This is a genomic window from Streptomyces virginiae (genome assembly GCF_000720455.1).
GTDB lineage: Bacteria > Actinomycetota > Actinomycetes > Streptomycetales > Streptomycetaceae > Streptomyces > Streptomyces virginiae.
In genome coordinates this window covers 247845-273435 of sequence record NZ_JOAK01000002.1, presented here as the reverse complement: position 1 = coordinate 273435, position 25591 = coordinate 247845, and the positions used below count along the sequence as shown (strand labels likewise).

General features: G+C 72.6%; 24 protein-coding genes. 5 read left to right on the top strand and 19 right to left on the bottom strand.

Annotated elements, in window-relative coordinates; all coding sequences use genetic code 11:
* Positions 1-993: 993 nt before the first annotated feature.
* Positions 994-2283, bottom strand: coding sequence for a WxL domain-containing protein (locus tag IG86_RS0104215; protein ID WP_037941913.1), 1290 nt, complete (start codon positions 2281-2283; stop codon positions 994-996).
* A 116-nt stretch (positions 2284-2399) separates the two neighbouring features.
* Positions 2400-3434 carry a GlxA family transcriptional regulator gene (locus tag IG86_RS0104210; protein ID WP_037941877.1) on the bottom strand — a complete coding sequence of 345 codons (1035 nt, stop codon included), beginning with the start codon at positions 3432-3434 and terminating at the stop codon, positions 2400-2402.
* A 71-nt stretch (positions 3435-3505) separates the two neighbouring features.
* On the opposite strand from IG86_RS0104210, the gene IG86_RS0104205 reads away from it, so the two are divergent.
* Positions 3506-4816, top strand: a complete 1311-nt coding sequence (locus IG86_RS0104205; RefSeq protein WP_030894733.1) for an MFS transporter — start codon at positions 3506-3508, stop codon at positions 4814-4816.
* 98 nt (positions 4817-4914) lie between these two features.
* Here the strand turns inward: IG86_RS0104205 and IG86_RS0104200 are convergent, their stop codons facing one another.
* The 12 genes from IG86_RS0104200 to hrcA form a co-directional block, all read right to left on the bottom strand.
* Positions 4915-5271 carry a cytidine/deoxycytidylate deaminase family protein gene (locus tag IG86_RS0104200; protein ID WP_030894731.1) on the bottom strand — a complete coding sequence of 119 codons (357 nt, stop codon included), beginning with the start codon at positions 5269-5271 and terminating at the stop codon, positions 4915-4917.
* 60 nt (positions 5272-5331) lie between these two features.
* Positions 5332-5685 (bottom strand): MmcQ/YjbR family DNA-binding protein, encoded by a 354-nt coding sequence (locus tag IG86_RS0104195; RefSeq protein ID WP_030819300.1) that lies wholly within the window; start codon positions 5683-5685, stop codon positions 5332-5334.
* Complete coding sequence (locus IG86_RS0104190) at positions 5682-6986, bottom strand: hemolysin family protein (RefSeq protein ID WP_030819298.1); 1305 nt, start codon at positions 6984-6986, stop codon at positions 5682-5684. Before IG86_RS0104190 ends, IG86_RS0104195 begins: the two co-directional genes overlap by 4 nt.
* Complete coding sequence (gene ybeY, locus IG86_RS0104185; protein WP_030649828.1) at positions 6983-7480, bottom strand: rRNA maturation RNase YbeY; 498 nt, start codon at positions 7478-7480, stop codon at positions 6983-6985. The genes IG86_RS0104190 and ybeY overlap by 4 nt, the downstream gene beginning before the upstream one ends.
* A gap of 13 nt (positions 7481-7493) precedes the next feature.
* Positions 7494-8534 carry a PhoH family protein gene (locus IG86_RS0104180; RefSeq protein WP_030819296.1) on the bottom strand — a complete coding sequence of 347 codons (1041 nt, stop codon included), beginning with the start codon at positions 8532-8534 and terminating at the stop codon, positions 7494-7496.
* Between the two features lie 156 nt (positions 8535-8690).
* Positions 8691-9785, bottom strand: coding sequence for a carbohydrate kinase family protein (locus IG86_RS0104175; protein ID WP_030819294.1), 1095 nt, complete (start codon positions 9783-9785; stop codon positions 8691-8693).
* A gap of 181 nt (positions 9786-9966) precedes the next feature.
* A complete protein-coding gene (locus IG86_RS0104170; RefSeq protein ID WP_030894728.1) occupies positions 9967-10872 on the bottom strand; it encodes a ribonuclease Z in 906 nt (301 codons plus the stop codon).
* Between the two features lie 3 nt (positions 10873-10875).
* Entirely contained in the window at positions 10876-11235 is a 360-nt protein-coding gene (locus tag IG86_RS0104165) for a histidine triad nucleotide-binding protein (protein ID WP_030819289.1), read from the bottom strand.
* A gap of 79 nt (positions 11236-11314) precedes the next feature.
* Complete coding sequence (locus IG86_RS0104160; protein ID WP_030819287.1) at positions 11315-12058, bottom strand: 16S rRNA (uracil(1498)-N(3))-methyltransferase; 744 nt, start codon at positions 12056-12058, stop codon at positions 11315-11317.
* Positions 12055-13146: a nitronate monooxygenase gene (locus tag IG86_RS0104155; RefSeq protein WP_030819285.1), complete on the bottom strand. Its 1092-nt coding sequence runs from the start codon at positions 13144-13146 to the stop codon at positions 12055-12057. Before IG86_RS0104155 ends, IG86_RS0104160 begins: the two co-directional genes overlap by 4 nt.
* Positions 13147-13302: 156 nt before the next feature.
* Positions 13303-14442 (bottom strand): molecular chaperone DnaJ, encoded by a 1140-nt coding sequence (gene dnaJ, locus IG86_RS0104150; protein WP_030027782.1) that lies wholly within the window; start codon positions 14440-14442, stop codon positions 13303-13305.
* A complete protein-coding gene (hrcA, locus tag IG86_RS0104145; RefSeq protein WP_030027783.1) occupies positions 14443-15459 on the bottom strand; it encodes a heat-inducible transcriptional repressor HrcA in 1017 nt (338 codons plus the stop codon).
* Positions 15460-15612: 153 nt separating this feature from the next.
* Between hrcA and IG86_RS0104140 the strand changes: the two genes are divergently transcribed.
* Both IG86_RS0104140 and IG86_RS0104135 read left to right on the top strand, forming a co-directional pair.
* A complete protein-coding gene (locus IG86_RS0104140) occupies positions 15613-16332 on the top strand; it encodes an MBL fold metallo-hydrolase (protein ID WP_030819283.1) in 720 nt (239 codons plus the stop codon).
* Between the two features lie 34 nt (positions 16333-16366).
* Complete coding sequence (locus IG86_RS0104135; protein WP_030819281.1) at positions 16367-17176, top strand: DUF3097 domain-containing protein; 810 nt, start codon at positions 16367-16369, stop codon at positions 17174-17176.
* Between the two features lie 13 nt (positions 17177-17189).
* Here the strand turns inward: IG86_RS0104135 and hemW are convergent, their stop codons facing one another.
* From hemW to lepA, 3 genes are all read right to left on the bottom strand, one after another.
* The gene (hemW, locus tag IG86_RS0104130; protein ID WP_030819279.1) at positions 17190-18422 is read right to left on the bottom strand and encodes a radical SAM family heme chaperone HemW; all 1233 of its coding nucleotides are present in this window, start codon (positions 18420-18422) and stop codon (positions 17190-17192) included.
* 126 nt (positions 18423-18548) lie between these two features.
* Entirely contained in the window at positions 18549-20441 is a 1893-nt protein-coding gene (locus IG86_RS0104125; RefSeq protein ID WP_030894721.1) for an AMP-dependent synthetase/ligase, read from the bottom strand.
* 235 nt (positions 20442-20676) lie between these two features.
* Positions 20677-22542, bottom strand: a complete 1866-nt coding sequence (gene lepA, locus IG86_RS0104120) for a translation elongation factor 4 (RefSeq protein WP_030819275.1) — start codon at positions 22540-22542, stop codon at positions 20677-20679.
* Positions 22543-22798: 256 nt separating this feature from the next.
* Between lepA and rpsT the strand changes: the two genes are divergently transcribed.
* Positions 22799-23059 (top strand): 30S ribosomal protein S20, encoded by a 261-nt coding sequence (gene rpsT, locus IG86_RS0104115; protein WP_030030523.1) that lies wholly within the window; start codon positions 22799-22801, stop codon positions 23057-23059.
* Between the two features lie 208 nt (positions 23060-23267).
* Here rpsT and holA read toward each other — a convergent pair whose 3' ends face one another.
* A complete protein-coding gene (holA, locus tag IG86_RS0104110) occupies positions 23268-24260 on the bottom strand; it encodes a DNA polymerase III subunit delta (RefSeq protein ID WP_030819273.1) in 993 nt (330 codons plus the stop codon).
* 76 nt (positions 24261-24336) lie between these two features.
* Here holA and IG86_RS0104105 point away from each other — a divergent pair, with 76 nt between their 5' ends.
* Entirely contained in the window at positions 24337-24579 is a 243-nt protein-coding gene (locus tag IG86_RS0104105; RefSeq protein ID WP_030649865.1) for a hypothetical protein, read from the top strand.
* A gap of 12 nt (positions 24580-24591) precedes the next feature.
* Here IG86_RS0104105 and IG86_RS0104100 read toward each other — a convergent pair whose 3' ends face one another.
* Positions 24592-25473: a YceI family protein gene (locus tag IG86_RS0104100; RefSeq protein WP_030819271.1), complete on the bottom strand. Its 882-nt coding sequence runs from the start codon at positions 25471-25473 to the stop codon at positions 24592-24594.
* Positions 25474-25591 lie beyond the last annotated feature (118 nt).

Sequence of the window (25591 nt, the reverse complement as noted above, 5' to 3'; positions counted from 1 at the left end):
ATGCGGCTCCCAGCGCCGACCAGACCAGTGCGACGACGGCGAGCAGGGCCGCCAGCGGCGGGTGCGCCGCGTAGGCCGCACGGCCCTGAGCTGTGCTTCCGTCGGCCCGCGCATGCACCGTGACCTGGGCCCATTCCACGTCGGGCGGGCCGTCCCAACGGGTTGCGAGGCGTACTTCCTGACCCGGCAGCAGTTCGGCGGGCAGCCCGGTGAGCCCGCGGTCGAGCAGCCGACGGCCGAGGGCGCCGGTGGCGGTGAGGCCGGCGCGGGGCCGGAGGGTGACGTTGCCGGTGTTGTGGAGCGTGTACGAGATTTCCGCGGCGGAGCCGCGTCGGTGCACGGTGACGTCGCCGACGGCGAGGGCGGGCGCGGTGGGACCGGTCACCCGCAGGTACATCCGGGCGGCGACGGCCTGCCGCACCCCGATGCCCGTGGCGGCGTCCGCGGCGCCGGGGCCGCCGGCCGCCTCGGGCCGCTCCTCCAGGGCCACGACGGCGCCGGGGTGGTCCCCCGGTTCCGCGCGGTCGGGGACGGTGAGGGTGAAGCCGACGCCGACCGTGCCGCGGGCCGGCACGGTGACCCGCTCCCGGTCGAGCCTCGTCCACGCGGCGGCGGCCCGGCGCGGCTCGTCGGGGCCGCGAACGGCGAAGCCGCCGTCTCGAGCGGTGTTGTAGGCGTCGGCGGCGTAGAGGCGGAAGGTGCGGGGGTGGTCGCTGCGGTTGGTGAGGGTGACGGCGTCGGTGACGCGCTGGCCGGGGGCGGCGGCGAGGTAGAAGCAGGGCCGTGTGCCGATGGTGCTCGCGGCGGGCAGCACGGACCACTGGCCGTCGTCGGCCTCTGCCGTCCCGGCGGGCAGCAGCACGAGGCCGATCGCGGCCGCGGCCATGGCCGGCACGGCTGCCAACCGCGACCAGGAGCCCCGCGCTGCGGCGCCGCTGCCGGGGGCCCGGCCCCCGGACCCCCGCGCCTCAAACGCCGGCGAGGCTGAACATGTCACGACAGGATCAGTGTCAGGACCGCCGTGTAGGCGCCCGGTGGGGTGTACGGCGGGACGTGCAGGGTGACCGTCGCGTCGATCGTGAACGTGCCGCCGACCAGCGGCGCGTCCGGGGTGGAGGCCAGGAGCGCGCCCTCCGGGCCGACCACGCCCGCGCTGCCCGGCGTACAGGCGCTCCGGCTGCCGGGGGCCGCCACGCAGGACGGGGTCCAGGACAGGGACGCGCCCGGGATGCGGATCCCGCCCGGTCCGGTGAAGTCGGTGACCTTGCCGGTCAGGGACCAGCCGGCCGGGCCGCCGCGGGCGTCGGTGACGGTCACGGTGCCGATCCGGCCGGGGGCGGCGCCCCCGTCGCCGTACGGGACCGGGCCGAGGGTGATGTCCTGGCCCGCCTGGGTCATGCCCAGCGCGCCCGGCTCGACGGTGGCGGTGACCTTCTGGGTGGCGGACGCCGGCGGGGCGGCGTCGACGACCGTGTACGCGGCCGGGCCGGAGCCCTGCCGCGCGGACCAGGCCGCGCCCTCGTAGGCGACCACGGCGGTGGTCGTGCGGTCCGTGACCGGCAGCTGCACGACGGCCGTGCCCAGGTCGTCGGCGGTGGCGCTCACCCGGTCGGCGGTCTCGGCGGCGCCGGCCCGCCCGGCGACGGTCACGGCCGCGCCCGGGGGGAACCCGGCGGCGGTGACCCTGACCCCGGCGCCGGGCCTTCCGTGGGCGGAGGCGAGGAACACGCTGCGCAGGTTGGCCGTGGGCAGTTCGGTGGCGTTGAGGCGGGCGGAGACGGGGCCGGAGGCGGTGCAGGTGGTGTCGAGGTCCACCAGGTGGCCGGTGTGCAGGGTGTAGGGGCCCGGGGCCAGGGTGATCTCGCCGGGCGCGGTGACGGTGAAGGTGCCGGTCATGGTGACGGCGGGCAGGGGCGCGCCGGCCGGGACGGGGTCGTTGCGCTTGGCGCCGACGACGGTGACCTCACCGCTCTGGGCACCCGCCAGCAGGATCCGGCCGGTCGGGGTGAGCACGTCGGCGGGGAGTTCACCGCCGACGCCGCCGACCGGGTTCCGGGCCGGGGTCCTGACCACCTGGTAGGTCACGGTGACGGTGTCGCCGACGCGGGGAGCCGGGTCGTCGACGGTGATCCTGGCGGTGGTCGGCCCGTCCGCGGGCGGGAGTCCGGCCTCCTGGGGCGCCAGGCACTGCGTGGGGAACTCCACCTGCCCGGGGGGCGTCTCCCCCTCTGCCGCGGCGGGTGCACCGAGGGCGCCCCCGGTCGTGGCCACGAGTGCGGCCACGGCGACCACTGCCGACCATCTCCCGTTCCGCGCCCGTGTTCGCACTGCCCGCCCCCTGGGTTCCCTCGCGCCGAGCCCCGCGCAGGGGGCCATTCACGAGCGGGCGGCGGGAGAAGTCAATGCGCGGGCCCGGCATCAACTGATGGCCCATCAGGAGATGGCATCGTGGCACCGCCTCCCCCGGTGGCACGGAACGTACGCCGGTAGGCCGTCGGGCTCACCCCCAGTGCCGCCTGCACGTGCTTGCGCAGCGACTGCGCCGTCCCGAAACCGCTCTCCCGCGCGACCCGCTCCATCGACAGCTCCGTCTGCTCCAGGAGTTGCCGGGCCCGCTCCACCCGCTGGCCGGTGATCCACTGGCCCGGGCTGATGCCCGCCTCCTCGCGGAAGCGGCGCGTGAAGGTCCGTACCGACATGGCCTCCTGCCGGGCCATGTCGGTGAGCCTGAGCGGCTCGTGCAGCCGGTCCAGCACCCAGGCGCGGGCCGCCGTGGTGGTGGCGAGCTGGGGCTCCGGCATCGGGCGTTCGACGAACTGCGCCTGTCCGCCCTCGCGGTGGGGCGGTACGACGGTCCGCCGGGCCGCTTCGTTCGCGACGGCCGCGCCGTGGTCGCGGCGCACGATGTGCAGGCACAGGTCGATGCCGGCGGCGACGCCCGCCGAGGTCAGCACGTCCCCGTCGTCGGTGTAGAGCACGTCGGGGTCCACCCGGACGGCGGGGAAGAGCCGCTGGAAGTGGTCGGCGGAGGCCCAGTGGGTGGTGGCCGGCCGGCCGTCGAGGTAGCCGGCGGCGGCCAGGACGTAGCCGCCCGTGCAGATGGAGACGAGCCGGGTCCCGGGGCGCAGGTGCGCGAGGGCCGCGGCCAGCTCGTCGGTCAGTCTGCCCTCCTCGTAGGCCGGACCCAGCTCGTACGAGGCCGGCACGACCATCGTGTCGGCGGTGGCGAGCAGCTCGGGGCCGTACGCGACGTGGATGTCGAAGTCGGCGTCGGTGGGGACCGGGCCGGGAGCGAGCCCGCAGGTGAGGATCTCGTACAGCGGCCGCCCCGCCGGGTCCTTGGCGCGGCCGAAGATCCGGTGGGGGATGCCGAGCTCGAAGGGCAGCAGCCCCGGGAGGGCCAGGACGACGACGCGGTGCGGCGAAGGTTCCATGGCCCGATCGTATCGAAGCGTGACAGTCAGGCCACTGTCCTACGGTGCTCCGCCGGCCGGAAGCTTCTCTCGTGACCCAGACAGCCCCCGCCCCCGGCACCGCCGCCTCGCGCACCCGTCCCCCGCGGCGGACCGGACGCGTCCACCGCGCCTGGTACGTCGCCGCCGTCACCTTCGTGACGATCATCGGCGCGGCCGGTTTCGCCTCCCTGCCCGGCCTGCTCGTCGAACCGTTGCACGAGGAGTTCGACTGGTCGCGCGGCACCATCGGCGTGGCCGTCTCCGTGAACCTCGCCCTCTACGGGATCACCGCACCCTTCGCCGCGGCGCTGATGGACCGCTTCGGCATCCGCCGGGTCGTGGCACTGGCCCTGGCCGTCATCGCCTGCGGGGCGATGGCCACGGTGTGGATGACCGCGCCCTGGCAGCTGGTGCTGTGCTGGGGCGTGCTGGTGGGGCTGGGCAGCGGCTCGATGGCGCTGGCCTTCGCCGCGACGGTGACGGGCCGCTGGTTCACCGCCCGGCGCGGCCTGGTCACCGGCATCCTGACCGCCGCCGGCGCCTCGGGGCAGCTGGTCTTCCTGCCGCTGCTGGCGTGGCTGGTGGACCGCCACGGCTGGCGCCCGGCGACGGTGACGGTCGCCGTGGCGGCCCTGGCCGTCGTGCCCTTCGTCTGGCTGCTGCTGCGCGACCATCCCGCGGACCTGGGGCTCGCCCCGTACGGCGGCACGTACGCACCCAAGCCGGCCCCGGCCCGGGGCGCGGCGCGCCGTGCGCTGAAGGTCCTCGCCGACGCGGCCCGGACCGGCCCCTTCTGGCTGCTGGCGGGCACCTTCGCGATCTGCGGGGCCTCGACGAACGGGCTGGTGCGGACCCACTTCGTGCCCGCCGCGCACGACCACGGCATGCCGGTGACTGCGGCGGCCGGCCTGCTGGCGGTGATCGGCGTCTTCGACGTGGCCGGCACGGTGGCGTCCGGCTGGTTCACGGACCGCTTCGAGTCCCGGCGGCTGCTGGCCGTCTACTACGCGCTGCGCGGGATCTCGCTCCTCTTCCTGCCGATCCTGCTGGCGCCGTCGGTGCGGCCGCCGCTGATCTTCTTCATCGTCTTCTACGGCCTGGACTGGGTCGCGACCGTCCCCCCGACGATCGCCCTGTGCCGCGAGCACTACGGGGACGACGGCGCGATCGTCTTCGGCTGGGTGCTGGCCTCGCACCAGATCGGCGCGGCGGTGGTCGCCTTCCTGGGCGGCCTGGTCCGGGACCTCACGGGCTCGTACGACGCCGTCTGGTACGGGTCGGGCGCCCTGTGCGCGGTGGCCGCGCTCATGGCGATGGTCATCCGCCGTCGGCCTCCCGGCGGGGCGGCCGAATCCGTTTGAGACGCGGGGTCCGGGGCGGCCCCAGGAACCCGGCTCCGCCGGGCACCGGGCTCCCCCCGGACCCGCGCCTCAAACGCCGGCGAGGCTGAATCCGGCGGCTACGGGCCGGCCGGGGTCGTGGACTTCAGGGTGCCGTCCGGGGCCGCCAGGAGGACCGGGGTGTCCGGGCCGCCGAGGTCGCGGACGGCCGCGCGGTCGGCCTGCGACGGGGCCTCGGCCGCGCTCACTACGGCTGCGGCCTCCAGGGAGCGCGCGCCGCTGGCCACGGCCATCGCGACCGCGGTCTGCAGCGCGCTCAGCTTCAGGGAGTCGAGCTCCACCGTCCCCGCGACGTACGTCCGTCCCGTCTCGTCCCGTACCGCCGCCCCCTCGGGCACCCCGTTGCGGGCCCGGGCGCTGCGCGCCAGCGTGATGATCTTGCTGTCCTCGGGGTCGATCCCGGTGCTCTCCGTCATGGTCGAAAGCATAGGGAGCGCCTCCGCCCGGCCGTGCAACGACCCCGCCGGGGGCCCGGATCAGGGCCGGTCGAGCTTCAGGCGCTCCGCGCGCGGCAGCCCCGCGACCACCAGGTCGTAGGAGTCCTCGACGAGCTCGCGCAGCATCGTGTCGGGGATCCCGCCCACGGTCACCGTGTTCCAGTGCCGCTTGTTCATGTGGTAGCCCGGCGCGATCGCCCCGTGCTCCTCGCGCAGCCGCACCGCCAGCTCCGGTTCGCACTTGAGGTTGATCTTCAGCGGCTCGGCGTCCAGCGCGCTGAGCGCGAACATCTTGCCCTTCACCTTGAACACCGAGGTCTCGGGCGTGAAGGGGAACTCCTCCACCGCCGCGTTGAAGCCCAGCAGGAACTCCCGCAGCTGCGCCGGGGTCATTCCCCCTCCTCCCCCGCGGTCTCCGCCGCGGCCACCGGTTCGACCAGCACGGTCACGATCTTGTTCCGCCGCCCGGCCGGTGATTCGGCCGTCAGCCGCAGCGGCCGGCCGTCGGGCAGTTCGACCATCGCCGAGGCGCCCGCGATCGGCACCCGGCCCAGCGCCTTCGCCAGCAGCCCGCCGACCGTCTCGACGTCCTCGTCGTCGAAGGCCTCGACCTTGAAGAGCTCGCCGAGGTCGGTGATGTCGAGGCGTGCCGTGACCCGGTAGCGGTCCTCGCCCAGGTCCTCGACCGGCGGGAGCTCCCGGTCGTACTCGTCCGTGATCTCGCCGACGATCTCCTCGAGGATGTCCTCGATGGTGACGATGCCGGCCGTGCCGCCGTACTCGTCGATCACGACGGCCACGTGGTTGCGCACCTGCTGCATCTCGCGCAGCAGGTCGCCCGCGTTCTTGGTGTCCGGCACGAAGACGGCCGGCCGCATCGCCGTCGACACCAGTTCGGCCTCGGCCTCGCGACTGATGTGCGTCTTGCGGACCAGGTCCTTCAGGTAGACGATCCCGACGATGTCGTCCTCGTTCTCCCCGGTGACCGGGATGCGCGAGAAACCCGACCGCAGGGCGAGCGTCGTCGCCTGACGGACCGTCTTGTAGCGCTCGATGCAGACCAGGTCGGTGCGCGGCACCATCACCTCGCGCACGAGCGTGTCGCCCAGTTCGAAGACCTGGTGCACCATCCGGCGCTCGTCGTCCTCGATGAGCGATTCCTTCTCGGCGAGGTCGACCATCGCCCGCAGCTCGGCCTCGGAGGCGAAGGGCCCCTTGCGGAAGCCCTTCCCGGGCGTGAGCGCGTTGCCGATGAGGATCAGCAGCTGCGGGATCGGCCCCATGATCCTGGCGAGCGGCACGAGGACGTACGCGGCCGCCGTCGCCGTGTTCAGCGGGTGCTGGCGGCCGATCGTACGCGGGGAGACGCCCACGGCGACGAAGGAGACCAGCACCATCACGGCGATGGCCACGAGCAGAGCGGTCCAGTTCTCGCCGAACTCGTCGAGGCACACATAGGTGACGAGGACCCCGGCCGCCATCTCACAGGTGACCCGGACCAGCAGCGCCACGTTGAGGTAGCGGGTGGGGTCGCCGGCGACCTGGGCGAGCTTCTCGCTGCCGCGCCTGCCCTCCCGTACGGCCTGTTCGGCACGGAAGATCGAGATGCGGGCGATGCCGGACTCCGCGCACGCCGCGAACCAGGCCACGACCACCAGCAGCACCGCGCCGGTGATCAGTTGCGGGGCGCTCACGAGACGGTGGGAGCCGGGGACGGGCCGGTCAGCCCGCGCTCGCCGCGCCACCCGTCCACGATGGCCGCCTGGAGGCCGAACATCTCGGCCTTCTCGTCCGGCTCCTCGTGGTCGTAGCCGAGCAGGTGCAGCACCCCGTGGACGGTCAGGAGCTGGAGCTCCTCGTCCATGGAGTGCTGCGTCGGGGCTTCCTCACCCTGCTTCTTCGCGACCTCGGGGCAGAGCACGATGTCGCCGAGGAGCCCCTGCGGGGGCTCCTCCTCGTCCTTCGTCGGCGGACGGAGCTCGTCCATCGGGAAGGACATGACGTCGGTCGGGCCCGGCAGGTCCATCCACTGGATGTGGAGCTGCTCCATCGCGTCCTCGTCGATGACGATGACGGAGAGCTCCGAGAGCGGGTGGATCCGCATCCGGGTGAGCGCGTAACGGGCGATGTCGAGGATCGCCTGCTCGTCGACCTCGGTTCCGGACTCGTTGTTGACGTCGATCGACATGGTGCGCTGGGTTCTACTTCCGCTGGTAGCCGTTGGCGGCCTGCTGGCCGTCGTCGTACTTCTCGTACGCGTCGACGATACGGCCGACCAGCTTGTGCCGGACGACATCCTCGGACGTGAGCCTCGAGAAGTGGATGTCCGGTACCCCGTCGAGGATTTCCTGGACCTGGCGCAGACCGCTCCTGGCCCCGCCGGGAAGGTCGATCTGGGTGATGTCACCGGTGATCACGATCTTCGAGTCGAAGCCGAGCCGGGTCAGGAACATCTTCATCTGCTCGGTGGTCGTGTTCTGGGCCTCGTCGAGGACCACGAACGCGTCGTTGAGCGTGCGTCCGCGCATGTAGGCCAGCGGCGCGACCTCGATCGTGCCCGCCGCCATGAGCCGGGGGATCGAGTCGGGGTCGAGCATGTCGTGCAGCGCGTCGTAGAGCGGGCGCAGGTAGGGGTCGATCTTGTCGAAGAGGGTGCCCGGCAGGAATCCGAGCCGCTCCCCCGCCTCGACGGCGGGCCGGGTCAGGATGATCCGGCTGACCTGCTTGGACTGCAGGGCCTGGACCGCCTTGGCCATGGCGAGGTAGGTCTTTCCGGTACCGGCGGGACCGATGCCGAAGACGATCGTGTTCTTGTCGATCGCGTCGACGTACCGCTTCTGGTTGAGGGTCTTGGGGCGGATGGTGCGGCCGCGGCTGGAGAGGATGTTCTGGGTGAGCACCTCGGCGGGCGTCTCGGGCCCGTCGCCGTTGCCGTTCGCGCTCGCCTTGAGCATGGCGATCGAGCGTTCCACTGCGTCCTCCGTCATCGGCTGCCCGGTGCGGAGCACCAGCATCATCTCGTCGAACAGTCGCTGGATCAGGGCGACTTCCGCCGCTTCCCCGATCGCGCTGACCTGGTTGCCCCGAACATGGATGTCGGCCTTCGGGAAGGCCTTCTCGATCACGCGCAACAGGGCGTCGCCCGAGCCGAGCACCGTCACCATCGGGTGCGTCGCCGGTACGGTGAAGTGCGCTCGCGCCTGCCCCGGCGCGGGGATGTGGGCTGTCGATGTCTGAGTCATGGGCCGGCACTGTGGCCTGCGCATACCTCCCGCTGAGGGGCCGCGCCGATCGACGACCTCCGGAGTACCAAGGGTACGTCGCCGCCGCTGCTTCCCCGAGGGGTTTTACCCGCCGCCCGCGCCGCTCCCCGGCTCCCCGGCTCCGCGGTCCCCCGGTCACGCGGAGTGCCGGAAGCCGATGGTGGGCACGGCTCTGCGCCGGGCGGCCGGGGTGGCGGCCGACGGGATCAGGTCGTCCAGGAAGCCGTAGCGGCCGCGCAGGGCGTGCGGGGCGGCCCGCCACCAGTGGGCCACCTCCGGCCAGCCGGGGGCCGACAGCGAGCCGCCGAACTCCTGGACCGACAGGGCCGCGGTCAGCCCGGCGAAGGCCAGCCGGTCCGCCAGCGGCCAGCCCGCCAGGGTGCCGGTGACGAAGCCGGCCACGTAGACGTCCCCCGCCCCCGTGGGGTCCAGGGCGTCGACGGCGATGCCGGGGACGTGCGCGGTCTCCCCGGTGCGCCCGTCCACCGCGTACGAGCCCTCGGGGCCCATGGTCACCACCGCGATCGGCACCTTCTCGGCCAGGGCGCGGGCCGCCGCCCGGGGACATTCGGTGCGCGTGTACCGCATGGCCTCGCCCGCGTTCGGCAGGAAGGCCTCGCAGTGCTCCAGGTCGGCCAGGGCCCCCAGGTCCCAGCGCCCGCTCTCGTCCCAGCCCACGTCCGCGAAGACCCGCGAGCCTCGCCGGGCGGCCTCGCCGATCCACTCCTCGCCGCGGCCCGGCCCCAGCGAGGCGACCGCTGCGCGGGCCCGCGGCGGGCACTGCGGGACGGGCCCGGGGCCCGCCGGCGGAGGGGCCTCGTGGCCGTGGGAGACCATCGTGCGCTCGCCCTCGTACGCCATCGACACGGTGACGGGGCTGTGCCAGCCGGGGACGATCCGCGACATGGACAGGTCGATGCCCTCGCCCTGCTCCAGGGCGTCCCAGCAGTACTCGCCGTAGTGGTCGTCCCCGAAGGCCGCCGCCAGGGAGGTGCGCAGGCCGAGCCGGGCCAGGGCGGTGGCCATGTTGGCGACGCCCCCGGGGCTGGAGCCCATGCCGCGCGCCCAGGACTCCGTACCGCGCACGGGCGCCGAGTCGAGGCCGGTGAAGATGATGTCGAGGAAGACCGTTCCGGTCAGGAAGACGTCGCAGCCCGGTTCCTCCGGGTCGCGCACCGGACCGAGCGGGTCCAGGGCTGCGGTGCGACTGTCGAGGTCCCCACTGGCCACGGTGGTCTCCCCTGTTGATCTCGAAGGGCCGTTTCTCGGTGAAAGCTGCCAGGTTTTCCCGCCCGGGGCGGGATCAAAACCCAGTGTGGCGCAGGTCACCTCGAACACGCCCTCCGAACCGATCACCGGAACCCGCGGGGGCGGGCCCGGGGGCGCCGTGCGCACCCCCGGGCCGACCGCGTCAGCCCCGCTTCGGCAACGGCACCCGCATCAGGTCCGCGGCCACGGTGAGTTCCCCCTCGAACCCCGCCGCCCGCGCCTGGCGCTCGAACTCGGCCGGGTCGGTGTAGCGCTGCGAGAAGTGCGTCAGCACGAGGTGCCGTACGCCCGCGTCCCGTGCCACCCGCGCCGCCTGCCCGGCGGTCAGGTGCCCGTGGTCGGTGGCCAGCCGTTCGTCCTCGTCGAGGAAGGTCGACTCGATCACCAGCATGTCGCAGCCTTCGGCGAGCTCGTCCACGCCGGGACAGAGCCGGGTGTCCATGACGAACGCGAAGCGCTGCCCGGGCCGGGGCTCGCTGACCGCGTCGAGGGGGACGCCGTAGAGCTCCCCCTCGCGCTGGATCCGGCCCACGTCGGGCCCCTTGATCCCGTGGTGTTCGAGCCACTCCGGCACCATCCGGCGCCCGTCGGGCTCGGTGATCCGGTAGCCGAAGGACTCCACCGGGTGCGAGAGGCGCCGGGTCTCCAGGACGTACGAGGACCCGCGCGCCACCGGCCCGTCCTCGGACACCGGTTCCTCCAGGATCGGAACGGTCTCCCGGTAGGCCGTGGCGTACCGCAGCCGGTCGAAGAACTTCTGCCCCGACGCCGGGTAGTGCGCGGCGACGGGGTGCGGGACCTGGTCGAGGTTGATCCGCTGGATCACCCCGGCGAGGCCGAGGCTGTGGTCACCGTGGAAGTGGGTGACGCAGATCCGGTTGATGTCGTGCGCGGCGACCCCGGCACGCAGCATCTGGCGCTGCGTGCCCTCGCCGGGGTCGAAGAGGATGCCCTCGCCGTCCCAGCGCAGCAGGTAGCCGTTGTGGTTGCGGTGGCGGGTGGGCACCTGGCTGGCGGTGCCCAGCACCACGAACTCTCTGACGGACACGCGCTATCCCGGGGGCCACTGGAGGCCGCGGCCGCCCAGGACGTGCGCGTGGGCGTGCCAGACGGTCTGTCCGGCGCCGGAGCCCGTGTTGAAGACGATCCGGTAGCCGTGGTCGTCGATCTTCTCGTCGGCGGCGACCTGTGCGGCCTCACGCAGTATGTCGGCGGCGACGCCCGGCTCGGCGGCCGCGAGGGACGCGGCGTCGCGGTAGTGCACCTTGGGGATGACGAGCACGTGCGTGGGCGCCTGCGGGTTGATGTCCCGGAAGGCGACGGTGGTCTCGGTCTCCCGGACCACCGTCGCCGGGACGGCACCCTCGACGATCTTGCAGAACAGGCAGTCGGCCTGCGGTTCCCCGGCCATTGCGCACCCTCCCGTGACGTTGATCGGTCCGGGCATCGTATCCAGCCGGGGGCCCGCGGCGGGCGCGCATTTCGGCCGGTCAGGCCCAGCGTCCGGTACGGGCCAGCAGGACCGCCGCGGCCGCGGTGCCGGCGGTGGAGGTCCGCAGGACGGAACGGCCCAGACGGTAGGGGTGCGCGCCGGCCGCGGCGAAGACTTCCAGCTCCTCCGGGGAGACCCCGCCCTCCGGGCCGACCACCAGGACGACGGAACCGGAGGCGGGCAGCTCGGCCGTGGCCAGGGCCTGCGAGGGGGTGTCGCGGTCCTCGTGCAGGACCATCGCCAGGTCGGCGCCGGCCAGCAGCGCCGCGACCTGCTTGGTGGACATCGCCTCGGCCACCTCCGGGAAGCGGACCCGGCGGGACTGCTTGCCCGCCTCCCGGGCCGTGGCCCGCCACTTGGCCAGGGACTTGGCCCCGCGGTCCCCGCGCCACTGCGTGATGCAGCGCGAGGCCTGCCAGGGCACGATCGCGTCCACGCCGGTCTCGGTCATGGTCTCGACGGCCAGCTCGCCCCGGTCCCCCTTGGGCAGGGCCTGGACCACGGTGATGCGGACCGCGGGCTCCTCCTCCCGCCCGGCCGAGGCGACCGCGACGACCAGCCGGTCCTTGCCCTCGGCCGCCTTCACGACCGCCTCCGCCCAGCCGCCCCGGCCGTCCGTCAGGACGACCTGCTCGCCCGGGTTCAGCCGTTTCACGGACACGGCGTGCCGGCCCTCCGGGCCGTCCAGGACGAACTCCGCCCCTGCGGGGACCTCTTCGACCACGAACACCGGGGCCGTCATGACGCACTCCTCATCTGCATTTCCTTCAACGTGCTCTGTGCCGCGGCCAGTTCCGCCGCCAGCACCTCCACCAGCTGCGCCGCCGGCAGCGCCCGCGCGAGCCGGTGCCCCTGGCCGGCCCACAGGGCCATGCCCTGCGCGTCGCCGGCCGCGGCGGCCGCCTTGCGCAGCCCCGAGGTCAGGTGGTGGACCTGGGGGTAGGCGGCCGGGGCGTAGGGGCCGTGCTCCCGCATGAAGCGGTTGACCAGCCCCCGCGCCGGCCGCCCGGAGAAGGCGCGGGTCAGCTCCGTGCGGACGAAGAGCGGATCGGTCAGCGCCTTTTTGTGCACGGGGTCCGCCCCCGATTCCGGACAGACCAGGAAGGCCGTCCCGAGCTGCGCCGCCGCCGCGCCGGCCGCCAGCAGTGCGGCGATCTGCGCGCCGCGCATGACGCCGCCCGCCGCGATGATCGGCAGGGCCACGGCCTCCCGTACCTGCGCCACCAGCGCGAGCAGTCCCACGGCCGCCGTGCCGTCGATCTGCGGGTCGTCGCGGTGGGTGCCCTGGTGACCGCCGGCCTCGACGCCCTGGACGCAGACGGCGTCGGCGCCCGACCGCTGCGCGCTGCGGGCCTCCTCCACGGAGGTCACCGTGACGACGGTGTACGTACCGGCCTTGCGCAGGGCGGCGAGGGCCGCGGAGGCCGGACAGCCGAAGGTGAACGACACGACCGGGACCGGATCTTCGAGGAGGATGGCGAGCTTGGCGTCGTAGCCGTCGTCGCTGGTGCCGATGATGTCCTCCTCGGCGAGCGAGATCTCGTACCAGCTGGCCTCGCCGGCCAGCTGCCCGCGGTACGCCTCCACCGCGGCCGGGTCGACGTACCCGGTCTGCGGCATGAGGAGGTTGACCCCGAAGTGGCGCCGGGTGAGCGCGCGCACCTGCTTGATCTCCTGGTACATCCCGTCGGCGGTCTTGTAGCCCCCGGCCAGGAAGCCCAGCCCGCCCGCCTCGCACACGGCGGCGACGAGCGGCGGGCAGGAGGCGCCGCCGGCCATGGGGGCCTGCACGATCGGGTGGGAGGAGAGACCGTTCGCCGCGGTGGACATGGACTGCATCGTGCCACGTCCGGCCCATGGGGCCGAATCACCGCATTCGCCTGGCATAGTCCGCTTCCCGGCGGGCCCTGGGCAGGCTCCGGGGCCATGCGAAGAGCCCGGCCGGGGCATTCCCCGGCCGGGCTCGAAGCGGTGCTCGCCCTGCGGTCAGCGACCGTTGAACGCGTCCTTCAGACGGCTGAACAGGCCCTGCTGGCCCGGCGCGAACTGCCCCATGGGCCGCTCCTCGCCGCGCAGCTTCGCCAGCTGGCGCAGCAGCTCCTCCTGCTGGGCGTCCAGCTTGGTCGGGGTGGTGACCTCGACGTGGACGATCAGGTCGCCGCGCCCGCCGCCGCGCAGGTGCGTGACGCCGCGCCCGTGCAGCGGGATCGCCTGGCCGGACCCGGTGCCGGGCCGGATGTCGATCTCCTCCAGGCCGTCGAGCGTCTCCAGCGGGCATTTGGTGCCCAGTGCGGCCGCCGTCATGGGAATGGTGACCGTGCAGTGCAGGTCGTCCCCGCGCCGCTGGAAGGTCGGGTGCGCCAGCTCGTGGATCTCCACGTACAGGTCGCCGGCGGGACCGCCGCCGGGGCCGACCTCGCCCTCGCCCGCGAGCTGGATGCGGGTGCCGTTCTCGACACCGGCCGGGATCTTGACCGTGAGGCTGCGGCGGGAGCGGACCCGGCCGTCGCCCGCGCACTCGTGGCACGGGGTCGGGACGACGGTGCCGAAGCCCTGGCACTGCGGGCAGGGACGCGAGGTCATGACCTGGCCCAGGAAGGACCGGGTGACCTGCGAGACCTCACCGCGGCCGCGGCACATGTCACACGTCTGCGCCGAGGTGCCGGGGGCTGCGCCCTCGCCGGAGCAGGTGGTGCAGACGACGGCCGTGTCGACCTGGATGTCCTTGGTCGTCCCGAAGGCCGCCTCGTCCAGTTCCAGGTCCAGGCGGATCATGGCGTCCTGGCCGCGGCGCGTCCGCGAGCGCGGGCCGCGCTGCGAGGCCTGGCCGAAGAAGGCGTCCATGATGTCGGAGAAGTTGCCGAAGCCGCCCGCTCCGAAGCCGCCGGCCCCACCGCCGCCGCCCGAGGAGGACAGCGGGTCGCCCCCGAGGTCGTAGACCTGCTTCTTCTGCGGGTCCGAGAGCACCTCGTAGGCCGCGTTGATCTCCTTGAAGCGCTCCTGCGTCTTCGGGTCCGGATTCACGTCCGGGTGGAGTTCACGCGCGAGGCGCCGGAAGGCCTTCTTGATCTCGTCCTGCGATGCGTCGCGGCGTACGCCGAGAACGGCGTAGTAGTCCGTGGCCACTTACGACTCCGCCAGGATCTGTCCGACGTAACGTGCCACTGCGCGTACCGCTCCCATCGTTCCGGGGTAGTCCATGCGGGTCGGTCCGACCACGCCGAGTTTGGCGACCGTTTCGCCGCCCGAACCGTAACCGACCGAGACGACCGACGTGGAGTTGAGCCCCTCGTAGGCGTTCTCGTGCCCGATCCTTACGGCCATTCCCGACTCGTTGGCCTCGCCGAGCAGCTTGAGGAGCACGACCTGCTCCTCCAGCGCCTCCAGCACCGGCCTGATCGTCAGGGGGAAATCGTGTCCGAAGCGGGTGAGATTGGCGGTACCGCCGATCATCAGCCGCTCCTCCGCCTCCTCGACCAGGGTTTCGAGGAGGGTCGAGAGCACCGTGGAGACCGTGCCGCGGTCGTCGGCCTCGAAGGATTCCGGGAGGTCCTGGACGAGCGGGGGCACGTCGGTGAAGCGCCGGCCGACGACCCGGCTGTTGAGCCGGGCCCGCAGGTCGGCGAGCGAGGCCTCGCCGAAGGGGCTCGGGCAGTCGACGAGCCGCTGCTCGACGCGTCCGGTGTCCGTGATCAGTACGAGCATCAGGCGCGCGGGTGCGAGCGAGAGCAGCTCCACGTGCCGGACGGTCGACCGGGTCAGGCTCGGGTACTGGACGACCGCGACCTGCCGGGTGAGCTGCGCGAGCAGCCGCACCGTACGGCCGACGACGTCGTCGAGGTCGACGGCTCCGTCGAGGAAGTTCTGGATGGCCCGGCGCTCGGGCGTCGACAGGGGCTTGACCCCCGCCAGCTTGTCGACGAAGAGGCGGTAGCCCTTGTCGGTGGGGATCCGGCCGGCGCTGGTGTGGGGCTGGGCGATGTAGCCCTCTTCCTCCAGCACCGCCATGTCGTTGCGCACGGTCGCGGGCGAGACGCCGAGCCGGTGCCGCTCGGTGAGCGCCTTGGAGCCGACGGGCTCCTCCGTCCCGACGTAGTCCTGGACGATGGCGCGCAGCACTTCGAGTCTGCGTTCGCTGAGCATCGCGCACACCTCCAGCGTGATCCGTTGCCGTGTTCTGCCGTGTTCTGCCGTTCGTTGGCACTCTGTACGTTCGAGTGCCAGGAATCCCCCGCTCAGTGTACGGCCGGGTACAGAGACCCTGGCAAGGGAGGCCCGCCAGGGTAGCGTCGCGGCATGGACGTGCGTTGGGAAGAGGCGGGCTGGGAACGGCTCACCGGACGGGCCGGCCGGCGGCGTCTGCCGGTGTGGGACTGCACGGTGGGACTGGTGGTGGGGGACGAGTCCGTCCTTCTGATCGACCCGGGGTCGAGCGTGCGCGAGGGCGCGCGGGTGCGGGCGGAGGCCGAGCGGCTGACCGGCCGGAGCGTGACCCATATCGCATTCACGCACGGGCATTTCGATCACGTACTGGGGGCGTCCGCCTTCGCCGGGGTCGAGGTCTTCGGGGCGGTCGGGCTGGCCGGGCTCCTCGCGTCGGGCCGCGAGGAGCTGCGCGCGGACGCGGTGCGGCACGGGCTCGCGGAGGAGGAGGCGGCCGAGGCGGTGGACCTGCTGGTGCTGCCCGGCCATCCGGTGTCGGGCGAGTGGACGCTGGAGCTGGGCGGGGTGCAGGTGCTGCTGGCCAACGTGGGGCCCGGGCACACCGGGCACGACCTGGCCGTCTTCGTCCCGGGCGAACGCGAGACGGTGTTCTGCGGGGACCTGGTCGAGGAGTCGGGCGAGCCGTTGGCGGGCCCGGACGCGGTGCCGCGGCAGTGGCCCGCCGCCCTGGACCGGCTGCTGTCGCTGGGCGGCGAGGACGCGCTGTACGTGCCGGGTCACGGAGCGGTGGTCGGGGCGGAGTTCGTGCGTGCGCAACGCGCCACACTGGCGGCCCGTTCCGGCGTGTCGTAGGCGGGAGGCGCGCGGCTCTCCTAGTGTCGGCCGGATGCGCGAGTACTCCCCCGACCTGACCCCGCAGTGGAAGCGACCCAAGGCCGTGCCGGAGGTCGCCGCGGAACCGGACCTGGTGGTCGAGGTGGCGGGTACGGACTTCTGCGGCGCGGTGGTGGCCTGCGAGGCGGGCACGGTGACCCTGGAGGACCGCTTCGGCAAGCGCCGGGTGTTCCCGATGGAGCCGCGGGGCTTCCTGCTGGACGGCGCGGTCGTCACCCTGGTCCGCCCGCCCCGCGGCCCGTCGGCGCCGGCCCGTACGGCGTCGGGGTCGATCGCCGTCCCGGGTGCCCGGGCGCGGGTGGCCCGGGCGGGCCGGATCTACGTCGAGGGCCGGCACGACGCCGAGCTGGTGGAGCGGGTCTGGGGCGACGACCTGCGCATCGAGGGCGTGGTGGTCGAGTACCTGGAGGGCGTCGACGACCTGCCGGCGGTGGTGGCGCAGTTCGGTCCGGCGCCGGACGCCCGGCTGGGCGTGCTGGTGGACCACCTGGTGCCCGGCTCGAAGGAGTCCCGTATCGCCGCCTCGGTGACCTCGCCGGACGTGCTGGTGGTGGGCCACCCGTACGTGGACGTCTGGCAGGCGGTGAAGCCGTCCGCGCTGGGCATCCCGGCGTGGCCGGTGGTCCCGCGCGGCCAGGACTGGAAGACGGGCGTCTGCAGGGCGCTGGGCTGGCCGGAGAACACCGGGGCGGCCTGGCAGCACATCCTGTCCCGGGTGGGCTCCTACAAGGACCTGGAGCCGACCCTGCTGGGCCGCGTGGAGGAACTGATCGACTTCGTCACGGCCGGCGGCGAGGCCTGAACCCGGCGCGTGGTCAGTCGACCAGGTCCCGGACCACGGCGTCGGCCAGCAGCCGCCCGCGCAGGGTCAGGACGGCCCGCCCCGCCCCGTACGGTCCGGACTCCAGGAGACCGTCCGCGAGGGCCTTGCGGGAGGCCGCGAGGCCGGCCGGGGCGAGCAGGGACAGCGGGACGCCGTCCACGAGGCGCAGCTCCAGCAGGATCCGCTCCACGCGGCGGTCCTCCTCCGACAGCAGCTCGCGCCCCGCGCCCGGGGAGCGGCCCTCCGCGAGGGCGGCGGCGTAGGCACCGGGGTGCTTGACGTTCCACCAGCGCACCCCGCCCACGTGCGAGTGCGCGCCCGGCCCGGCGCCCCACCAGTCGGCGCCGCGCCAGTACAGCTCGTTGTGCAGGCAGCGTCCGGCCTGCGAGGTGGCCCAGTTCGACACCTCGTACCAGGAGTAGCCGGCCTGGGCCATGACCTCGTCGGCGATCAGGTAGCGGTCGGCGTGGACGTCGTCGTCGGTCATGGGGACCTCGCCGCGGCGGATCCGGCGGGCCAGCTGCGTGCCCTCTTCGACGATCAGCGCGTAGGCGCTGACGTGGTCCGGGCCGGCCGCGAGGGCGGCGGCGAGGGAGTCCCGCCAGTCCTGGTCGCTCTCGCCGGGCGTGCCGTAGATCAGGTCGAGGTTGACGTGCTCGAAGCCCGCCGCGCGGGCCTCGGCGACGCACGCCTCGGGGCGCCCGGGCGTGTGGGTGCGGTCGAGGACCTTCAGGACGTGCTGCTTGGCGCTCTGCATGCCGAAGGAGATCCGGTTGAAGCCCCCGGCGCGCAGCTCGGCCAGGTACGCCGGGTCCACGGACTCCGGATTGGCCTCCGTCGTGATCTCGGCGCCGTCGGCCAGGCCGAACTCGTCCCGGATCGCCGCGAGCATGCGTACGAGGTCGGCGGCGGGCAGCAGCGTCGGCGTGCCGCCGCCGACGAAGACGGTGCGGACGGGCCGCGGGTCGTCGCCGAGGACCTTGCGCGCGAGGCGGACCTCGTCGATCAGGGTGTCGGCGTAGTTCTCGCGGGAGGCGAGCACGCCTCCGGTGCCCCGCAGCTCGGTGGCCGTGTAGGTGTTGAAGTCGCAGTACCCGCAGCGCGTGGCGCAGTAGGGGACGTGCAGGTAGAACCCGAGCGGCCGCTCCCCCGCGCCCGCCAGGGCGTGGGACGGCAGCGAGCCGTCTTCGGGCATGGGTTCACCGTCGGGGAGTGCGGAAGGCATGCCCCCATCATCCCGCACCCGGCGCACCCCCGGGCCCCGCCGGTGACCGCCTCGGCCCCGCCGGCGTTCGAGGCGCGGGGGGTGCGGGGCGGGTCACCGCCCCGCCCCGCCGGTCCCGCGGCAGGCCTACGCCTCGCGCGACCCCTCGTACATCTCCTCGATCAGGTGCTTGAACTCACGCTCGACCACCGGTCGCTTCAGCTTCAGGCTGGGCGTGAGGTCGCCGTGCTCGACGTCGAGGTCGCGCGGCAGGATCCGGAACTTCTTGACCGTCTGCCACCGCTGGAGGCCCTCGTTCAGGGTCTGGACGTAGGTCTCGATCAGCCGGTTGGTCTCCGGCGCCGCCAGGACCTCCTTGTACGTGCGGCCCTCCAGCCCGTTCTCGGCCGCCCAGCCCAGGATCGACGGCTCGTCGAGCGCGATCAGGGCGGTGCAGAAGTTCCGGTCGGCGCCGTGCACGACGATGGTCGACACGTACGGGCAGATCGCCTTGAACTGGCCCTCGATCTCGGCCGGGGCGACGTACTTGCCGCCCGAGGTCTTGATCAGGTCCTTCTTGCGGTCGGTGATGCGCAGGTAGCCGTCGGCGGACAGCTCGCCGATGTCGCCCGTGTGCAGCCAGCCGTCGGACTCCAGGACCTCGGCGGTCTTGTCCGGCTGCCCGTGGTAGCCCTGCATGATGCCGGGGCCGCGCAGCAGGACCTCGCCGTCGTCGGCGATGCGGACCTCGGTGCCGGGGAGCGGCTTGCCGACCGTGCCGGTGCGGTAGGCCTCGCCCGGGTTGACGAAGGAGGCCGCGCTGGACTCGGTGAGGCCGTAGCCCTCCAGGATGTGGACGCCCGCGCCGGAGAAGAAGAAGCCGATCTCGGGTGCCAGGGCGGAGGCGCCGGAGACGGCCGCGCGCAGCTTGCCGCCGAAGGCGTCGCGGAGCTTGGAGTAGACGAGGGCGTCGGCGACCTTGTGCTTGGTGGTGAGCGCGAAGGGGGCGGTCGCGCGCCCGGTGCGGCGGAAGTTGTCCTGGGTGACCTTGGCGTACTCGCGGGCCACGCCGACCGACCACTGGAAGATCTTGTACTTGGCGCCGCCGCCGGCCCGGGCCTTGGCGGCCACGCCGTTGTAGACCTTCTCGAAGATGCGCGGAACGGCCGCCATGTAGGTCGGCTGGACCACCGGCAGGTTCTCGATGATCTTGTCGATGCGGCCGTCGACGGCGGTGACGTGCCCGGCCTCGATCTGCCCGGAGGTCAGCACCTTGCCGAAGACGTGGGCCAGCGGCAGCCACAGGTACTGGACGTCCTCCTTGCCGATCAGTCCGGTGGCGACCATGGCCTTGGCCATGTACGACCAGTTGTCGTGCGGCAGCCGGACGCCCTTGGGCCGGCCGGTGGTGCCGGAGGTGTAGATGAGGGTGGCGAGCTGCTCGGGGGTGATGGAGGCGATGCGCTCGTTGACGGCCTCGGGGTGCTTGGCGAGGTACTCCGCGCCCCTGGCCTCCAGGTCGGCCAGCGAGAGCACCCAGCCCTCCGGGTCGCCTTCGGCGGCGACCGCGTCGGCGGCCTCCAGGACGACGACGTGGCGCAGCCCGGGCAGGTCGGCGCGGCGCTCGCGCGCCTTCGCGAGCTGCGCGGCGTCCTCGGCGATGAGGACCCGGCTCTCGGAGTCCGCGAGGATGAACGCCGACTCGTCGGCGTTGGTGCTGGGGTAGATCGTGGTGACCGCGCCGCCGGCGCACATCACGCCGAGGTCGGAGAGGATCCACTCGACCCGGGTGTTGGAGGCGAGCGCGACGCGCTCTTCCGTTCCGAGGCCGAGGGAGATCAGTCCGGCCGCGATGGCGAAGACCCGCTCGGCGGCCTGGCTCCAGCTCAGCGATTTCCAGTCGTCCGTGGCGCCCCGGCCGCCGGCCGCGGGCACCGGGTACCGGTAGGCCTCCGCGTTCGGCGTCGCTGCGACGCGCTCAAGGAAGAGCACCGCCACGGTGGGCGGGCGGTTCTCGAGATAGGTCTGTGTGTCGCTCACGACATCCTCCGGACCGAACCACGCGGGCAGTGCGTGGGCGTGGGGCGCTGGGGGCGCTTGGGACTGGCGGGTTTGCAGCCGTTGACTTTTTAAACTGGCGAGTAACCGTCGAGCAGTGATCAGACTAGAGCGCCTCCGGCGTGCGCGTAAGAGTTGGCGAGCGGCCGCTTGATAACGAAACAGGCCCCCGCGCAATGCGCGGAGGCCTGTGTACGCCGGGTGACGGCAGGGGTGGCTACTTCTTCTTCGCGCCGGACTCGTCACTGGAGAGGACGGCGATGAAGGCCTCCTGCGGGACCTCCACGGAGCCGACCATCTTCATGCGCTTCTTGCCTTCCTTCTGCTTCTCCAGCAGCTTCCGCTTACGGGAGATGTCACCGCCGTAGCACTTGGCGAGGACGTCCTTGCGGATGGCGCGGATGGTCTCGCGGGCGATGACGCGGGAGCCGACGGCCGCCTGGATCGGCACCTCGAAGGCCTGCCGCGGGATGAGCTCGCGCAGCTTGGCGACGAGGCGCACGCCGTAGGCGTAGGCGGCGTCCTTGTGGCAGACGGCGGAGAAGGCGTCGACCTTGTCGCCGTGCAGCAGGATGTCGACCTTGACCAGGCTGGAGGCCTGCTCGCCGGTGGGCTCGTAGTCGAGGGAGGCGTAGCCGCGCGTCTTGGACTTCAGCTGGTCGAAGAAGTCGAAGACGATCTCGGCGAGCGGGAGGGTGTAGCGGATCTCGACGCGGTCCTCGGAGAGGTAGTCCATGCCGAGGAGCGTGCCGCGGCGCTGCTGGCACAGCTCCATGATCGCGCCGATGAACTCGGTCGGGGCGAGCACGGTGGCCCGGACGACCGGCTCGAAGACGTCCTTGATCTTGCCTTCGGGGAACTCGCTCGGATTGGTGACGGTGACTTCCTTGCCGTCCTCCAGGACCACCCGGTAGACCACGTTGGGCGCGGTCGCGATCAGGTCGAGGCCGAACTCGCGCTCCAGGCGCTCGCGGACCACGTCCAGGTGGAGCAGGCCGAGGAAGCCGACGCGGAAGCCGAAGCCGAGCGCCGCGGAGGTCTCGGGCTCGTAGACGAGCGCGGCGTCGTTGAGCTGGAGCTTGTCCAGGGCCTCGCGCAGGTCCGGGTAGTCGGAGCCGTCGAGCGGGTAGAGGCCCGAGAAGACCATCGGCTTCGGGTCCTTGTAGCCGCCGAGGGCCTCGGTCGCGCCGTTGTGCAGGCTGGTGATGGTGTCACCGACCTTGGACTGGCGGACGTCCTTCACGCCGGTGATGATGTAGCCCACCTCGCCGACGCCGATGCCGTCGGCCGGGGTCATCTCCGGGGAGGAGACACCGATCTCCAGCAGCTCGTGGGTGGCGCCGGTGGACATCATCTTGATGCGCTCGCGCTTGTTGAGCTGGCCGTCGACCACACGGACGTACGTGACGACGCCGCGGTAGGAGTCGTAGACCGAGTCGAAGATCATCGCGCGGGCGGGGGCGTCCTTGACGCCGACCGGGGCCGGGACGGTGGCGACGACCTTGTCCAGCAGCGCGTCCACGCCCATGCCGGTCTTGGCCGAGACGCGCAGCACGTCGTCGGGGTCGCAGCCGACCAGGTTCGCGAGCTCCTCGGCGAACTTCTCCGGCTGGGCGGCCGGCAGGTCGATCTTGTTGAGGACGGGGACGATCGCGAGGTCGTTCTCCATCGCCAGGTACAGGTTGGCGAGGGTCTGCGCCTCGATGCCCTGGGCGGCGTCCACCAGCAGGATCGTGCCCTCGCACGCGGCGAGCGAGCGCGAGACCTCGTAGGTGAAGTCGACGTGCCCGGGGGTGTCGATCATGTTGAGGATGTGGGTGCTGCCCTGACCCTCGCCCGTGGTGGGCGCCCAGGGCAGTCGCACCGCCTGGGACTTGATCGTGATGCCGCGCTCACGCTCGATGTCCATGCGGTCGAGGTACTGGGCGCGCATCTGCCGCTGGTCGACGACACCGGTGAGCTGGAGCATCCGGTCGGCAAGGGTCGACTTGCCGTGGTCGATGTGCGCGATGATGCAGAAATTGCGGATCAGCGCCGGGTCGGTACGGCTCGGCTCGGGCACGTGGCTGGGGATCGCGGGCACGCAGTGTCCTGATTCTCGGGTCGCAGTCGGAAGCGTTTTCGGAGCGTCGGTCTGAGCGGACAGTCCGGCTCCGGTCGCTCTCGGCGGCGCGATGTCGGTCCATACGCAGGCTCCCATGGTCCCATGGACGGGGCAGTGCGCTCGGTTTGGGCCGCCAGGAGCGCGCCTGGTAGCCTGGGCAGCTGTGTCTCGTATGCCCTCTCAGCTGTCGGGACACAATCCGAAGATCAAACTCTGAACCTGAAAAGGCTCTTTCGTGGCGAACATCAAGTCCCAGATCAAGCGGAACAAGACCAACGAGAAGGCTCGCCTTCGCAACAAGTCGGTCAAGTCCGAGCTGCGCACCTTCATCCGCAAGGCCAACGAGGCCATCCTCGCCGGCGACGCGGAGAAGGCCACCGCTGCGGCCCGCCTGGCTTCCAAGAAGCTGGACAAGGCTGTCTCGAAGGGTGTCATCCACAAGAACGCCGCCGCCAACAAGAAGTCGGCGCTGGCCTCCAAGGTTGCCGCCATCTGAGTTCCGCACTCGATGTGATCGCCGGAAGGGACCCAGCGGGCCCTCTCTCCCGCTCCTGACCGGCACCCCGCTCCGCACACGAAGCGTTCGCCACGCGGGTGCGGCGCAACACGAGCAGTGACCGAAGGCCCCGGCCGTCCCCCTTCCCCAGGGTGACGGCCGGGGCCTTCGCGCTGCTCCGGGGCCGGCGGGGCCTTCGGGGCACGGATCAGCGGCGCTGGGGGCGGGCCGCGCGGGCCACCGCGACGACCGCCTTCTCCAGGGCGTACTCGGGGTCGTCGCCCCCGCCCTTGACCCCCGCGTCGGCGGCGGCGACGGCGCGCAGCGCGTCCGCGACGCCGTCCGCCGACCAGCCCCGCATCTGCTGGCGGACCCGGTCGATCTTCCACGGCGGCATGCCGAGGTCGCGGGCGAGGTCCCCGGGCCGGGCCCCGCGCGGGGCCGAGGCGAGCTTGCCGATCGCGCGGACCGCCTGCGCCAGCGCACTGGTGATCAGGACGGGGGCCACGCCGGTGGCCAGGGACCAGCGCAGGGCTTCCAGGGCCTCCGCCGCACGCCCCTCGACCGCCCGGTCGGCGACGGTGAAGCTGGAGGCCTCGGCCCGGCCGGTGTAGTAGCGGCCGACGACGGCCTCGTCGATGGTCCCCTCGACGTCCGCGCACAGCTGCGCCGCGGCGCTCGCCAGCTCCCGCAGGTCGCTGCCGATGGCGTCGACCAGCGTCTGGCACGCCTCCGGGGTCGCCGAACGGCCCAGCGTGCGGAACTCCCCCCGCACGAAGGCGAGCCGGTCCGCCGCCTTCGTCATCTTCGGGCAGGCGATCTCCCGGGCGCCGGCCTTGCGCGCCGCGTCCAGCAGGCCCTTGCCCTTGACGCCGCCCGCATGGAGGAGGACCAGCGCGATCTCCTCGTAGGGCGCGGCGAGGTAGGCCTTGACCTCCTTGACCGTGTCGGCGGACAGGTCCTGCGCGTTGCGCACGACCAGCACCTTGCGCTCGGAGAAGAGCGAGGGGCTCGCCAGCTCGGCCAGCGTGCCGGGCTGGAGCTGGTCGGAAGTGAGGTCGCGGACGTCGGTGTCGGCGTCGGCGGCACGGGCGGCCGCCACCACCTCCCGCACGGCGCGGTCGAGCAGCAGCTCCTCCTGCCCCACCGCGAGGGTGATCGGGGCAAGGGGATCGTCGGTGGAGTTCTTCCTGGTGGCCATCGCCCCCAGCATCCCACGCCGCACTGACAGCCCCCCGCGCCCCGGCCCCCTCCACCGCGTATTCGACAATGGCCCGGTGAACGTGCGACATGTACTCGTCCTGCCCGACCGCGACGCCGCCGAGGAGGTGGCGCAGGAGGCCGTCGACCGCTTCGGCCTCCCGGAGGAACCGCAGTTGGTCCGCGACGCGCTGGCCGGCGAGGACGACGCCGAGGACGCCCAGTGGCTGGTGGTCGTCGAGGACCCGCGGGAACGGCTCGACGCCGGCGCGCTGGACGACCTCGCCGCCGAGTACGAAGGCTGGCTGGAGGCCCCCTGAGCCCCGCCGGGGTCAGGCCTTGTGCACGATCTGGACGTCCAGTGCCACGTCCACGCTCGAACCGATCGCCGCGATCCCGTGGGCCAGCATCGACTGCCAGTTGAGGGTGAAGTCCTCGCGGTGCAGTTCGGCGGTGGCCCGGCAGGCCGCCCGCACCTCGCCCTCCATGCCCGTGCCCAGGCCGAGGTACTGGGTGTCCAGGGTCACGGACCGGCTCACCCCGTGGAGGGTCAGGGCGCCCGCGACGGCCCACCGGCCGCCGGTGCGGTGGATGAACCGTTCGCTGTAGAACTCCACCGTCGGGTGGCGGACCGCGTCCAGGAAGTCCCCCGACCGCAGGTGGTCGTCGCGCAGCCGGACCCCGGTGTCGATGCTCGCCGCGTCGATGATCACGTGCATGGAGGAGTCCTCCATGCGGTCGGCTATGCGCACCGCCCCGGCGAAGGTGTTGAACCGTCCGTTGATCCGGGCGAGGCCGATGTGCCGGGCCGTGAAACCGATGGACGAGTGCGTCGGGTCGAGTTCCCAGTGGCCGGGCTGCGGCAGGATCGGCGGCTCCACCGCGTCGAGGATGATCTCCCCCGTACCGGGCTGGGCCGGGTCCCCCACGAGCGTGACCCCGTGGAACGGCGTGTACCCCTCGGCGGTGACGGAGAGCCGGTACTCCCCCTCCGGCACGGCGGCCGTGAAGCCGCCGAACGGGTCGGTCTCGCCGCTGACGATCCGACGGCCGATCGGATCCGTCACCTCGAACGCGGCCTGCCGGATGGGCCGGTGGACGGTGTCGAGGACTCGGCAGCTGAGCAGACGCGCCGTCGGCGGCAGCGTCAGTGTCGCGGATGTGTGCGGGCTGGAACTTCCGGCCGACTCCATCCCCCGTCGGCGACCGAACATGACGTGTGCACCCCCGTGCTGTGTGGACTTGGACCGCTCTGGCGAAGACGCATTCGATCATGCTGTCGGGTTGTGGGCAAACAGAACACTCGCGCCCGGTATGACCGCGTCGCATACG